General features: G+C 42.2%; 12 protein-coding genes. 10 read left to right on the top strand and 2 right to left on the bottom strand.

Annotated elements, in window-relative coordinates:
• Positions 1 to 142: 142 nt before the first annotated feature.
• The gene (locus tag N477_RS07420; protein ID WP_063361869.1) at positions 143 to 982 is read left to right on the top strand and encodes an HDOD domain-containing protein; all 840 of its coding nucleotides are present in this window, start codon (positions 143 to 145) and stop codon (positions 980 to 982) included.
• A 45-nt stretch (positions 983 to 1,027) separates the two neighbouring features.
• On the opposite strand, the gene rdgC is transcribed toward N477_RS07420, so the two are convergent.
• Together rdgC and N477_RS07410 are read right to left on the bottom strand one after the other, a co-directional pair.
• On the bottom strand, positions 1,028 to 1,936 hold the full coding sequence (rdgC, locus tag N477_RS07415) for a recombination-associated protein RdgC (protein ID WP_063361868.1): 909 nt from the start codon (positions 1,934 to 1,936) through the stop codon (positions 1,028 to 1,030).
• A gap of 150 nt (positions 1,937 to 2,086) precedes the next feature.
• Positions 2,087 to 3,847 (bottom strand): sensor histidine kinase, encoded by a 1,761-nt coding sequence (locus N477_RS07410; protein WP_063361867.1) that lies wholly within the window; start codon positions 3,845 to 3,847, stop codon positions 2,087 to 2,089.
• Between the two features lie 209 nt (positions 3,848 to 4,056).
• Between N477_RS07410 and N477_RS07405 the strand changes: the two genes are divergently transcribed.
• The 9 genes from N477_RS07405 (at position 4,057) to ribBA (ending at position 14,416) form a co-directional block, all read left to right on the top strand.
• A complete protein-coding gene (locus N477_RS07405) occupies positions 4,057 to 4,422 on the top strand; it encodes a response regulator (protein ID WP_063361866.1) in 366 nt (121 codons plus the stop codon).
• 291 nt (positions 4,423 to 4,713) lie between these two features.
• Positions 4,714 to 7,131, top strand: a complete 2,418-nt coding sequence (gene thrA / locus N477_RS07400) for a bifunctional aspartate kinase/homoserine dehydrogenase I (protein WP_063361865.1) — start codon at positions 4,714 to 4,716, stop codon at positions 7,129 to 7,131.
• A gap of 9 nt (positions 7,132 to 7,140) precedes the next feature.
• A complete protein-coding gene (gene thrB, locus N477_RS07395; RefSeq protein ID WP_063361864.1) occupies positions 7,141 to 8,070 on the top strand; it encodes a homoserine kinase in 930 nt (309 codons plus the stop codon).
• A gap of 10 nt (positions 8,071 to 8,080) precedes the next feature.
• Positions 8,081 to 9,367 (top strand): threonine synthase, encoded by a 1,287-nt coding sequence (thrC, locus tag N477_RS07390; RefSeq protein WP_063361863.1) that lies wholly within the window; start codon positions 8,081 to 8,083, stop codon positions 9,365 to 9,367.
• A 254-nt stretch (positions 9,368 to 9,621) separates the two neighbouring features.
• Positions 9,622 to 10,878 carry a serine hydroxymethyltransferase gene (gene glyA / locus N477_RS07385; protein ID WP_063361862.1) on the top strand — a complete coding sequence of 419 codons (1,257 nt, stop codon included), beginning with the start codon at positions 9,622 to 9,624 and terminating at the stop codon, positions 10,876 to 10,878.
• 160 nt (positions 10,879 to 11,038) lie between these two features.
• Positions 11,039 to 11,488, top strand: a complete 450-nt coding sequence (gene nrdR, locus N477_RS07380; protein WP_023398519.1) for a transcriptional regulator NrdR — start codon at positions 11,039 to 11,041, stop codon at positions 11,486 to 11,488.
• A complete protein-coding gene (gene ribD, locus N477_RS07375) occupies positions 11,488 to 12,603 on the top strand; it encodes a bifunctional diaminohydroxyphosphoribosylaminopyrimidine deaminase/5-amino-6-(5-phosphoribosylamino)uracil reductase RibD (protein ID WP_063361861.1) in 1,116 nt (371 codons plus the stop codon). The genes nrdR and ribD overlap by 1 nt, the downstream gene beginning before the upstream one ends.
• Positions 12,604 to 12,611: 8 nt before the next feature.
• Positions 12,612 to 13,268, top strand: coding sequence for a riboflavin synthase (locus N477_RS07370; protein WP_063361860.1), 657 nt, complete (start codon positions 12,612 to 12,614; stop codon positions 13,266 to 13,268).
• Positions 13,269 to 13,303: 35 nt separating this feature from the next.
• Positions 13,304 to 14,416 (top strand): bifunctional 3,4-dihydroxy-2-butanone-4-phosphate synthase/GTP cyclohydrolase II, encoded by a 1,113-nt coding sequence (gene ribBA / locus N477_RS07365; RefSeq protein ID WP_063361859.1) that lies wholly within the window; start codon positions 13,304 to 13,306, stop codon positions 14,414 to 14,416.
• The last annotated feature ends 37 nt before the right edge of the window (positions 14,417 to 14,453 follow it).

Here is a 14,453-nt window from a genome sequence, read left to right as displayed (position 1 = left end):
TTAAAACAAAGTATTTATTCACGCCTAAATGCTAAGAATAATTTTTATACTTTTCTTAACTTTATCGAGAAGTTAGACAATACTTAAAGCAGTAAAAATTATAAGGCCATAGTTAAGTGGCGAATTTAAAGGACTTGACCATATGTCTACAGAAAACGCATTACTTACCATTCTTGTCGATAAAATCAATAATGACACACTTGTCTTACCTACACTCCCCGAAGTTGCTGTTCGAGTCCGTCAGGCTGCCGACGACCCTGAAGTAAACTTGTTGCAAATGGCGGATGTCATTTCTCATGATCCAGCATTGGCTGCACGTATGATTAAGGTTGCAAACAGTGGCTTTATGGGGCGCTCTATTAAAGTCAATACGCTCAATCAGGCTGTGACCCGAATCGGCTTGCGGCAAATTAAAAACATCGCAACGGCGATGGCGATGGAGCAGTTGTTTGTTTCTAACAATAAGTTAATCAAAACCTACATGGATAAGGCATGGCAAAAAACGTTAAAAGTTGCCTGCCAGGCTATTTCCACCATGGAGTTTTATCTACGTTTAAACAAGCATACTTCACTGAATAAAGATACCATTACGTTGGCATCTTTGGTGTTTAACATTGGGGTTTTGCCAATTTTAACTGAGGCTGAAAAGCACCCAGAAGTGTTCGCCAACCCCAGTTTCTTAGCGCATGCAATCCAAAAGTTAGCAGGGCGCATTGGCGGAGCGATTATGCGTGAGTGGGGCTTTACTGATGACTTTGTTGAAGTTGCAGAGAGCTGGGCGAATCCGAATTATAAGCCAGAACACGTTTGCTACGTTGACTTTATTCGTGCAGGGGCCATTGTAGAGGGCATTCTACAAGTGTCAGATAAAGCTGCTGCACTTGGGGTCTATGAAGAAAAAGGTGTGCTTCGCTCTATTGATATGTTTACGGATGATGCGTATTTAGACTTGCTAACGGGTGTGAAGTCGATGTTTGCCTAAGGCGGATTATTTAAAGTAAAAAGGGCCTGTTGGCCCTTTTGTCTATTATAGGTCGTCTTTTTCACCAAGCTCTTTGGTGAGGTCTTCGAGCAACTCTTTGACCTCTTCAGAAACGAGGATAAAGTCAGCGTCTAGTTTGATTGCCAAGTCTTCTTTTGGAATATCCGCGTTTTGCTCTTTGAGTGCGTCGTTGTAGCTAACACGTTTGATTGAGCCATCATTTTGCAATAAGAATTGAACACGCTCTTTCCAATCCAATGCAAGCTTGGTAACACGCTTACCATTTTCTAAGTGAAGCTTAATTTCGTCGCTAGCTAGGTCATGTTGTTTTAGTTTAACCTGTGCGCCTTCATCGGCAGCATCTTGCAATTCAGCGTCATTACCAATGGCAAATCCTTCAGGTGCCTCAAATTTAGTCAACCAGTCAGTTAAAAATACATCTAGGTCGTAGTTTGCAAATGCTGGCACGATAGGCAAGGTACCCAAAGATTTACGCAACAAGGCCATCATCTCTTCGGCTTTGTTAAAGCTCGCGCTATTTACAATCACCCAACCACTTTCTTGGTCGATAAAAGCAAATTGTAAGCTCGACTTTTTAAATGCTTGAGGGAGCAATGTTGCTAAGATATTTTCTTTGAGCTCGTCTTTTTCTTTTTTCTTAACTGGGCGGTTTTCTTCACGCTCAATTTGCTCTACTTTTTCTGCAACCATGTCATTAATAACGGCAGCAGGAAGGACTTTTTCTTCGCGTTTAGCACACAAAAGAATGCTGTTTTGTGAAAAGTGAGACAGGGTTTGACCGTGTTTCCCTAATGCGTTTACCCAACCAAAGGTGCTCATATCTTGGCTACCACAAGCGCGAAATATGTCTTGCTCTAGTGCTTTTTCAAAGTCTTCTTGTGTGTACGAAACATCTTGTTTAAAACGGTAACAGATTAGGTTGCTGAACCACATATATTCAAATATCCAAGTTAAAAATCGACTTGCATCATAGCAAACCTATTGGGCTGGGCAAAACGAAAATTATCGAGCTGGTTATTTTAAAAAGCGACAGGTTATTTGGGCGTGAAAAAAGTGCTTTACTCACGCCCTAAGAGCGTGAGGTTAGCTAAACATAGCCTGCTGTGCTTTCATTTCTTTTGGAAAACGAATGTGGTAGGTAAGACCTTCTCCCTCTTCTGAACTGACTTCGATATCGCCATTGAGAGTTTGCTTCACAAGATTGAATGTGATGTGAGTTCCCAAACCACTACCTCCTTGATCTCGTTTAGTGGTAAAGAATGGATCAAACAGTTTTTCTAGTTGTGCTGCAGATACACCTTTACCATTGTCTTTGTATACGATTTTTACATCATCGTTGTCATCTGTGATTTGAATATCAATGGTGCCTTTATTGACCCCTTCAAACCCGTGGATTAAAGAGTTCATTATCAAGTTGGTAAATATTTGGCTGATAGCACCCGCTGGTAAGTTGAGGGTAAGATCAGCAGGGCAGTCTATGTTAACTTCGTGTGCTGTTTTTTTCAGCTTGGGGTGCAATGAGCGCAACACTTCTTCCAAATATTGCTGAAAATTAATGGTTCGAACGGCTTCACTTGCTTGGTCGACGGCAATTTGTTTAAAGCTGGCCACAAGCTCAGAAGCGCGTGCTAAGTTGTTGGTGAGTAAGCTCGCACTTTGCTTCGCTTCATGCATAAATTCTTCTAACGCTTTAGGTGATAGCGTTTTTTCTTTGTAAGCGGCCTCTAGTTGGTCTAAGCGTTCTTGCAAGAAAGACGTTGCGGTTACGCCAATACCGACTGGTGTATTAATGTCATGTGTTATACCTGCTACAAGCCCGCCAAGTGCTGCCATTTTTTCAGAGCCAACTAAGCGCTCTTGGGCCATATTGAGCTCGTCGACATATTTTTCCAATTCATTTTGCTTAGTCAGTAGTTCTTCTTCTGTTTGACGTCTGAGATCAATTTCTTCGGTTAATGTCAGTTTTTGTTTTTCTAATTCATATTTTTGTTGTTGGAGGTCCATCATCGCTTGGCTGAGATTGGAGGTTTTCCTCGCGACTTCTTGTTCAAGTTGAATATTATGTTGATCTAACTTTTCATTACTAATGATGAGCTCTTTTTGGGTTTGGTCCAATTGCTTTCGATATTCAGCCACTTTATCTATGAGCTTGTTGAATGCCTCTTCCATGACTTTCAGCTCATTTCGCTCGGTGGTATCGATGTCAATCTTGTGGCCATCCACATTATCTACTTCAAAATCTTCAATTTGCTCAGTCAAATCCGTTAGCGGCTCGGTGAGCAGTTTTCTAAACGCTAACAAAAATAGAATAATTAAGAAGGTTGTTTTGACCATGGCATTCCCTATCAAGAAATAGATAGAGATCATGATCCGGCTAAAGACTACTTCTCGGCTTGAAAATAGCGTGACGTCGCCGACTTGCGTGGCACGGCCAGAGAATTCGAAAATGAGTGGAAAGGTGTAACCAAACAGCCCTGAAGGCGTATCTTCAATGAGGGCTTCTTCTTGTACAAGTTGTTGGCTGTAGAGCTCATGAATGTTCAAGGAGCGGCCAAGTTGCGAGATGATTTCACCACTGTCATCACGCACGATGATCCCTTCAATCATGGGTATTGCAAGCAAGCCCTCTGCGGTGGTGACCGTTTGCTTTGTGTTTAATTCCCATATCGCACGAGTAAGGCTGCGGCTGAATGTTTTCTGTAACATAGTCAGTTCGTTACGAATGTAGTCTTTGGTATTGACATATTCTGCAACCACTTGTCCACAAGTGACGACGAACGTTAGTAGAAAGTAAACTGACAGAACGTTTGTTAGTAGTTTTTTGGACAGACTTTTCTGTAGCATGGAGAGTTCTTAGCTCCTGACGACCATGTTATAGCACACGTGTTAAACTTAAAGTTAGCCAATAAATGGCTAAAAATAAATGTTTATCTTGCTATCTTTACAACATATAAGAGTATATAAAAAACTTACTGGATGTTGATTATTGTGTTATAAGATTAGGACAACAATAACGTTTATTTGTTACTAGAACAATAAAGATTTACCTTCTTATGAGCTACTCCGTGTTAGTGTGTGACGACTCTACTGTCGCACGTAAGCAAGTTATGCGTTGCTTGAGCTCCAACCTTGATGTTGAGATCAGTCAGGCAAAAAACGGCCAAGAGGCTGTTGAAATATTGCAAAATTCGCAAATAGATTTGCTGTGTTTAGACCTAACTATGCCGATCCTGGATGGTATTGGTGTCCTTGAAGCGATTAAAGCGAATAAAATAGAAACTTATGTGGTGGTTATATCTGCAGATATTCAAGATAAGATGAAAGTGAGAGTTGCTCAATTAGGCGCACTTAAATTTCTTGAAAAACCAGTAAAGCCAGAGCAATTACTTTCTTTACTCAGTGAATACGGCATTCGTTAGATAAGCTTTTCACATCCCTGTACGTATCTTGAACATTTTGCATATTTAATTTTCATTTATCGTCTTGACAGGTTGACTGTAAATCGGGCAATCTAAATCACGAAGACATTTTATAAACAAATTTTAGTTAGGTTAACAAAAAACCATGAACCCAATTTTATGTAACGTGACAATTATTATTACGACCACCATCCACACTGGATAGTGGCATAGGTCCGTGCATATTTGAAAAAGGCCTGTGCTCACTGAGAGCACAGGCCTTTTTTGGTTTTGGAATGAGGAAAATTGATTATGCGAGTTTTAAAATTCGGAGGCTCATCACTTGCCGATATGGCTTGTTTGAAGCGGGTCAGATCTTTAATTCTTAATTACGGTGGTGATAAGGCTGTAGTTGTCTTATCAGCACCAGGCGGTATGACCGACAGTTTGGTGTCTTTGGCACAAAGCGCCGAAAAAGGTGAACAATACGCAGCTAAGTGGAATGAATTTGTCGCGCGCAGCGAAGGTTTGAGGCAGGAAGTTGAATCTGAGTATGGTGAAGTATTAGGTTGGCCTCAGTTGGATCAGCTTCGTGAGAAGTTGGAGGGTGTTAAGCTGCTTAAGCAGTGCCCTGCGGCGGTTAATGCATATGTCATTAGTTTTGGTGAGCGGATTAGCGTTGCCTTGATGGTCTCTATGTTAAAAACACATAATGCTAAAGCGTTAGACGCTGCAGCATGTATAAAAACGAACCCAGAGCATCTTGACTCAGAAGTAGATTTAGACAAAACAAAAGTTGAAGTTCGCCAGCATATTAATGATAAGGGTGATGGCATCTTCGTTATGGCAGGCTTTACTGGCAGCAATATCGAAGGCGAGTTAACAACCTTAGGCCGAAATGGCTCTGATTACTCGGCAGCGGTTATGGCCGCAAGTTTAAATGCAGATATTTGTCAGATATGGACTGATGTCGACGGTGTGTATAGTGCAGATCCAAGACTCATAAAAAAAGCGACAAAAGTTGAACGCTTATCTTATAAAGAAGCCATGGAGCTCGCCTATTTTGGCGCTAAAGTGCTACACCCTAAAACCATCTTACCGTGTGCGAAAACAAATGTACCTTGTGAAATCAAAAATACGCATGATCCAGACGTGCCCGGCTCGCTCATTTCTTCCCAAGGCGGTGGTGATGAACCTGTAAAGGCCTTATCAAGTTTGGATAAACTGGCTATGTTGACTGTTTCAGGGCCAGGTATGAAAGGCAAAGTGGGTATGGCTGCGAGGGTATTTGGTGCGTTAGCCAATGACAACGTTTCAATTGTCCTAATCACACAATCTTCATGTGAATTTAGCATTAGCTTTTGCGTTTATGAACACGACTTATCTCTGGCTTTAAGCGCCTTAGAGTCGGCATTTGAATTGGAAACACAAGCCGGCCTAATTGAACCTGTTGAAGTTCGTAAAGATCTTGCAATTGTGACCCTAGTTGGTGACAACATGAAGTCTCATAAGGGCTTAGCGGCGAAATTTTTTGCATCTTTATCGCAAGCTCAAGTTAATGTCGTGGCCATTGCGCAAGATTCTACAGAAAGCGCAATATCTGCGGTTGTGTCGGGTGACTTATGCAAAGATGCGATGAAGGTGTGCCATGAAAACTTTTTCACCCATGTTCCGTCAATAGATGTCTTTTTACTTGGCTGTGGTTTAGTGGGCAAAGAGTTAATTAAGCAGCTAGAAAAACAACAAGCCTGGCTTGCAAATCGCAATATCAAATTAAACCTGTACGGCGTGGCAAACTCAAGGCAATGCTTGCTGAGTCATGAAGGCGTTGATTTTGATCAATGGGAAAGCCAGTTAAAGCAGGTTAATAACGGCTTTGACCTCAATGAACTTGAACAATTTGTAAAGCGCAATCATCTAATCAACCCAGTTATTGTTGATTGTAGTTCGTCTGAACGATTGGCTGATCAATACGCTGACTTTCTCAAAGCAGGCTTTCACGTGGTTGCTGCGAACAAAAAAGCCAATACAGGTGACATGGCCTATTATCGAGCATTGCAACAAGCTGCTCAGTCATCAGGGCGCAAGTTTTTATATGAAACAAACGTCGGTGCAGGATTACCGGTACTCGATAATTTACAGCTTCTATTTGGTGCAGGGGATGAGTTACTGTCCTTTAGTGGGATCTTATCTGGTTCTTTATCATATATGTTTGGTGCCATTGAAGATGGGTTAAACTTATCTGAAGCAACTGCACAAGCGAAGCGAAACGGCTTTACAGAACCAGATCCAAGAGATGATTTATCTGGTACCGATGTGGCTAGAAAGCTATTAATTATTGCACGTGAATCAGGCTTGGAACTTGAATTAAGTGATATTGAAGTCGAACCAGTTGTGCCTGAGCAATTTGCGGCTGATACTAGCGTTGATGATTTTATGGCGCAGTTGCCTGAACTGGACGCAGCTTTTGCAGATCGCGTGCAAAGTGCGGCGAGTGAGGGCAAGAAGTTACGTTATGTTGGCAGTATAAAAGAGGGTATTTGTCGCGTTGGCATTGAAGCGGTCGATTCAGAACATGCGCTATATGATATTCGTGACGGTGAGAACGCGTTGGCAATTTTAAGCCAGTATTATCAGCCGAAGCCTTTTGTGATTAGAGGATACGGTGCAGGCGCAGAAGTTACCGCTGCGGGTGTTTTCGCCGATATTTTAAAAACACTGTCTCGCTAGGAGTGCACGATGAGAAAATTTTATGCACCTGCTTCTATCGGTAATTTTTGCGTGGGGTTTGATTCTCTCGGTGCGTCACTCGCGCCGATAGATGGGGAGCTCTTGGGCGACGTTGTTTATATTGAGCAGGCCAATGATGATAGGTTTGAGTGTATTGGTGAGTATGCACATAAGCTCCCAACAGATCCAAAAGAGAATTTGGCATTTCAATGTTTGACTCATTTTAGAGCGCATGTGAAATCTGATATGCCAAGTGTCTCTTTGAAACTTGAGAAAAAATTACCGGTTGGCTCTGGTTTAGGGTCGAGTGCTTGCTCTGTTGTTGCAACTTTTGCTGCATTGAATGCGTTTGCTGGCACTGAGCTGTCACAATCCCAAATGATTGAACTAATGGCAGACTTTGAGGCTAAAGTGAGTGGCGCACGTCATTATGACAATATTACGCCATGTTATCTGGGTGGGTTGCAGCTTACTGCGGAATTAGTACCAGACAGAGCACTGGCATTACCCGTTGATCCGAACTGGTATATTGTTGTGGCATATCCTGGATTTGCATTGAATACATCTAAAGCGAGATCGGTATTACCTACGGCGCTCACATTAAGTGAAAGTGTTGACTTTGCCCAAAGAATGTCCTCATTTTGTACTTTGCTGCAGTTAAACCGATTTGATGAGGCAGTTGCGCTGATGCAAGACAATGTGGCAGAGCCCAGTCGTTCGCCACTTATTGAAGGGTTCAAAGAAGCAAAATTGAGTTTACCTGAGTTGGGCGCCAGTGTAGTGAGTATATCTGGCGCTGGACCAACACTATTTGCGCTGTGCGATTCATTAGAGATTGCTCAAAAGTGTCAAAATTGGCTGCAGCCACACTACCTGAACGAGCAAGGGTTTAGTCACATCTGTAAAATAGACAGCATGGGCACCAGAGAATTGGTTTAAGGAATTAAAAATGAATTTAGTTAATCTTATGGATCCTCAGCAGCAGGTTTCATTTACAGAAGCAGTGAAAATTGGTCTAGGGCGTAATCAAGGCGTTTTTTTTCCTGACAAATTAGCGGCAATTGAAAATGTTGATGCGCTGTTAGCGATGCCATTTAAGGCTCGCAGTAGTAAAATCTTACAGCATTTAATCGGTGATGAGTTACCAAGTGATACACTTGATGAAATGGTGAATAGTGCCTTTAATTTTCCTGCGCCCATTGTTGAGGTAGAAAAGAATACGTATTGCTTAGAGTTATTTCATGGTCCGACACTAGCATTTAAAGATTTCGGCGGGCGCTTTATGTCTGAGTGCATCGGCTTATTTAATCAAGGCGAGCGGGTCACGATTTTAACAGCGACCAGTGGAGATACTGGCGCGGCGGTTGCCCATGCATTTTACGGCAAAGAAAACGTAGACGTAGTTATTCTATACCCGCAAGGCAAAATTTCGCTGGCACAACAAAAATTATTCACAACGCTGGGTAAAAACATTCATTGCTATGCGGTAGAAGGGAGCTTTGATGACTGTCAAGCGCTGGTAAAACAGGCGTTTTTGGATGAGGAAGTAAAGTCTAAGCTCGGGTTAAATTCAGCAAACTCAATCAATATCAGTCGTTTGTTAGCTCAAGTGTGTTATTACTTTGAAGCAGTTGCACAATTACCTGAGCCTCAACGTCAGCAATTACACATCTCTGTGCCCAGTGGAAATTTCGGTAATGTGTGTGCTGCGATGATAGCGGCGGCAATTGGATTGCCTGTCAATAAACTCAGTGCGACGACAAATCAAAATGACACTGTACCGCGTTATATTGAAACAGGAAATTGGTCTCCCAATGCGACTTTAGAGTCGCTATCTAATGCAATGGATGTGAGTAAACCTAATAACTGGCCTCGTGTTGAAAGCATGCTTAACGCAGCAATATTCAACAAAGATGATTTTTATTCATGTTCGGTGGGTGAATCTCGTACTCAAGAAGTGATGAAGCACATCAACAAGCTTGGCTATGTTGCAGAACCACATACCGCGATCGCTTATGAAGGTTTGCAAATTAATAAATCCGATAATGAAACAGGGATATTTTTGGCGACAGCACACCCGGCTAAATTTAAAGACTCTGTTGAAGGTGTGTTAGAACAACAACTTGATATGCCACAAGTGCTTGCAGAAGCTTTAGCTAAGCCGTGTTTAGCAGAGGTTATCTACGCTGATTATGGTGCACTTAAGTCACGCTTGTTTGAAAAGCTAGGGTCGTAAACGTACGTACTACATTGACCTGTGCATACATAAATCAACAAAGGGTGAATGTATGCACATTTTATTTTTTAATGAATGTTCTAATCCACATAAATATTTTTTATATTTAAATAAAAAAATATCATCCCCGAAACACTGTGAAATAAATTCAATCCCTGCTTAAATAGAGCCACGCAGATTTCGTAGGCAATTGGATGTAAATTGCGTACAATTGCATTCGGTAAATTTAATCATACGTGCACCTAGGAGAAACCATGTTAGAACGTAACATGAATATTGCAGATTTTGACCCTGAATTATTTAACGCGATCCAGTCTGAAACGACTCGTCAAGAAGAGCACATTGAGCTTATCGCATCTGAAAACTACTGTAGCCCGCGTGTTTTAGAGGCTCAAGGGTCACAACTTACAAATAAGTACGCAGAAGGTTACCCTGGTAAGCGTTATTACGGCGGTTGTGAGCACGTAGATGTGGTTGAGCAGCTGGCAATTGACCGCGCCTGTGAACTATTTGGTGCAGACTACGCAAACGTTCAGCCGCATGCTGGTTCTCAAGCAAATGCTGCAGTTTTTCAAGCCCTACTTCAGCCACACGACACTGTATTAGGTATGAGCCTTGCTCACGGTGGTCACTTAACGCACGGTTCTCACGTAAACTTCTCAGGTAAAACATACAATGCAATCCAGTATGGCCTTAATGAAGAGACTGGCGAAATTGACTACGCACAAGTAGAAGCGTTAGCACTTGAGCACAAACCAAAAATGATCATTGGCGGTTTCTCTGCCTACTCTGGTATTGTTGATTGGGCTAAATTCCGCGAAATTGCAGACAAAGTTGGCGCATATTTACTTGTAGACATGGCACACGTTGCTGGTCTTGTAGCTGCGGGTGTTTACCCTAACCCTGTACCTCATGCACACGTTGTGACTACAACAACACACAAAACATTGGCTGGTCCTCGTGGTGGATTGATTGTTTCTGCATGTGGTGACGAAGATGTTTACAAAAAACTGAACAGTGCAGTATTCCCAGGTGGTCAAGGTGGTCCTTTATGTCACGTGATCGCGGCAAAAGCGGTTGCATTCAAAGAAGCATTAGAGCCTGAGTTCAAAACTTACCAAACACAAGTTGTTAAGAATGCTCAAGCGATGGTAGCTGTTCTTCAAGATCGTGGTTATAAAGTTGTTTCGGGTAAAACAGATAACCACCTATTCCTACTTGACCTTATCGATAAAGACATCACTGGTAAAGATGCTGATGCTGCACTGGGCCGTGCAAACATTACAGTAAATAAAAATTCTGTACCAAATGACCCTCGTTCACCATTTGTGACATCTGGTCTTCGTATTGGTTCTCCGGCTATCACACGTCGTGGCTTTAAAGAAGCAGAAGCTGGTGAATTGGCAGGTTGGATCTGTGATGTATTAGATAACATCAATGATGAATCAGTACAGGCACAAGTAAAAGAAAAGGTAAAAGCCATCTGTGCTAAATTACCTGTTTACGCATAATTAGAGTCACAATTTGCGTTATATTTGATATTATAAAGGCCGCATTTATGCGGCCTTTTTATTATCTATTCGCTTGGTGTGCTACACAAAGGCACTTGTTAAGCAGAAACTGAGCATATTTATACGCCGCATTAAAAATACTACCCAACAGTGAGAATTTATGCATTGTCCTTTTTGTACGGCAAAAGATACTAAAGTGATTGATTCGCGCTTGGTGGCGTCTGGGCACCAAGTAAGACGCCGCCGTGAATGTATAGTTTGTCATGAGCGCTTTACGACGTTTGAAGGCGCGGAATTATTAATGCCCCGAGTGATTAAGCAAGATGGTACACGGGAACCTTTCAATGAAGATAAATTGCTAAATGGTTTGCATCGCGCATTAGAAAAGCGCCCAGTTAGTACTGAGCAAATTGAAGAAGTCGTACATCAAATCAAATCTCAGATCCGAGCAACTGGAGAAAGAGAAGTTAACAGCAAAATGATCGGCGAATGCATTATGGAAGCCCTGAAAAAACTCGACAAAGTCGCTTATGTTCGTTTTGCGTCAGTGTATCGCAGTTTTGAAGACATCAAAGAGTTTGGTGAGGAAATCGCGAGGTTGGGAGACTGATGCATTTTACACAAGCTGATCATGAGTATATGGCACTGGCCATTGAACTTGCTAAGCAGGGTCAGTACACCACAACGCCAAACCCAAACGTTGGCTGTGTCCTTGTTAAGAACGAAAAAATAATAGGGCAAGGCTTTCACATTCAGGCTGGTGGCCCTCATGCCGAGGTGCATGCTTTAAGAGAAGCAGAAGGGAAGACACAAGGTGCTACAGCGTATGTGACTCTAGAACCTTGCAGTCACTATGGCCGAACTCCGCCTTGTGCTAAAGGGTTAATTGATGCGGGCGTGAAAAAAGTGATTTGCGCCATGGTTGACCCAAATCCGCAAGTGGCTGGCAATGGCATAAAAATGTTAGAGCATGCGGGAATAGAAACTGCATTTGGCTTACTGGAGCAAGAAGCGCGAGCTTTAAATAAAGGCTTTCTAAAAAAAATGGAAACTGGAAAGCCCTATGTGATTGCAAAACTCGCCGCAAGTTTAGATGGTAAAACAGCGCTACAAAATGGCCAAAGTAAGTGGATAACTGGACCCATCGCAAGACAAGATGTACAAAGCTTTAGAGCTCAAAGCTGTGCCGTTTTGTCAGGTGCGGACACGGTATTGATTGATGATGCCAAACTCAATGTGCGCGCCAGTGAATTTAAAGACTATGAATTGGTGGATAACCTAGCACAATTACGTCAACCAATTCGTGTGATCATCGATACTCAAAACCGCTTGCACCCTAACCTAAGCTTATTTAGCCAAGAGTCTAAAATTATTATTTTACGTACCAAGCTTGATAAACAGCATCAATGGCCTCATTTTGTAGAGCAAGTGTGCTTAGCTGAAACCAAAGGTAAGCTAGATTTACATGCTGCAATTGACTATTTGGCGACGCAAAATATTAATCAAGTATGGCTCGAAGCCGGCGCAACTTTATGCGGTGTTATGCACGAGCAAAAGCTAATTGATGAATATATCATCTATATGGCGCCAAAAATTATCGGTGAAGGTGGCAGGGGTCTATTTAACAGTTCTGTTTTGACAGAGATGGCCCAAATACCAGAAGTTAAAATTACAGAATGTGTCCAAGTTGGCACAGACATTCGCATAAGTGCGACCACTAAATAAGAGTACATATGTTTACAGGCATCATTGAAGCAACGGGTACACTCACTGAACTTACTTTGAAGCAAGGTGATTTGAGTGTAAAAGTGCAATCTCACAATTTAGATATGACTGATGTGGCGCTCGGCGATAGTATCGCCACTAATGGCGTTTGTCTGACCGTAGTTGAAAAATACAGTAATGGTTTTAAAGCGGACGTATCAAATGAAACCTTGTCGCTTACACGGTTTGGCGATTATCAAGTTGGACAAAAGGTCAATTTGGAAAAAGCGTTACAGCCGATTTCGCGTCTTGGCGGTCATTTAGTGTCTGGCCATGTTGATGGCGTTGCAACCATTGTGGCAGTTGAAGCGAATGCTCGCGCTACGGATTATTGGCTATCGGCGCCTGATAGTCTGATAAAATATATTCCTTATAAAGGCTCTGTTGCTATCGACGGAATAAGCTTGACAGTCAATGCTGTTGAAGGAAATAAATTTAAACTCACCATAGTGCCACATACGGCACAAGAAACAACAATAGCGGATTTTAAAGTCGGTACTGTGGTGAATCTAGAAGTTGATCAAATTGCTAGATACTTGGAGCGCTTAATTCAAGGTACTCAAACGACTTCAAGTGAATCGACTCTCACAACCAGTTTGTTGGCACAAGCTGGCTTTATTAAGTAATTGGCCATTCAAACAAAGTAATTAATGGGAAAACTATGAGCTTAAACAGCGCAAAAGAAATCATCGAAGACATTAAAGCCGGTAAAATGGTTATTTTGATGGACGATGAAGATCGAGAAAATGAAGGTGACCTGATCATCGCGGCAGAACATATTACGCCTGAAGCGATTAACTTTATGGCGACCTATGGCCGAGGTTTGATTTGCCTAACGATGACACAAGAAAGATGTCAACAACTCGACCTGCCACTTATGGTGCGAAACAACGGCGCGCAGTTTTCTACTAATTTTACGATGTCGATTGAAGCGGCTAAAGGGGTGACAACAGGTATTTCTGCTGCAGATAGAGCCCGTACAGTACAAGCGGCTGTTGCTAAAGGCGCTGTTCCAGAAGATATCGTTCAGCCTGGTCATATTTTCCCTATTATGGCACAACCTGGTGGTGTTTTAACGCGTGCAGGGCACACGGAAGCGGGTTGTGATTTAGCACGTTTGGCTGGACTAGAACCGTCGTCAGTAATTGTTGAAATTCTGAACCCAGACGGCACTATGGCAAGGCGTCCAGAGCTGGAAGTGTTCGCAAAAGAACATGATATTAAAATTGGCACCATTGCTGATTTAATCGAATACCGTAACCTGAATGAAACTACAATCGAAAAAGTGGCCCAGTGTAAGCTGCCAACTGAGTACGGTGAATTTGACCTAGTTACTTACAAAGATACCATTGATAATCAACTACACTACGTGTTGCTTAAAGGCGAAGTTAAAGAAGATGAGCCGACACTAGTACGTGTTCATTTACAAAGCACATTCAATGATATTCTCCTGTCTGATAGAAGTGCAGATCGCAGCTGGACTTTACATGGTGCAATGGAATACATTGCAGAGCATGAAGGCGCATTGGTCATTCTTGGTAAAAATGAACAGACTGAAGACTTAGAGCAATTGGTTAAAGCCTTTGCTGCTGAAGATCAAGGCGAGAAAATCAACTACCGTAAGTTTCAAGGTACATCTCGCACAGTTGGTGTAGGTTCTCAAATTTTGGCAGATTTGGGCATTCAGAAAATGCGTCTGATGAGTTTGCCGAAGAAATATCATGCACTTTCTGGTTTCCACTTAGAAGTTGTCGATTACGTAGAGCCGAAATAGTCGCGCTCTTCACTTTTTGCACCTACTGTCTGGTTGG

It is taken from the genome of Pseudoalteromonas luteoviolacea H33-S, from assembly GCF_001625695.1.
Classification (GTDB): domain Bacteria; phylum Pseudomonadota; class Gammaproteobacteria; order Enterobacterales; family Alteromonadaceae; genus Pseudoalteromonas; species Pseudoalteromonas luteoviolacea_B.
This window is presented reverse-complemented; position numbering and strand designations above follow the sequence as displayed.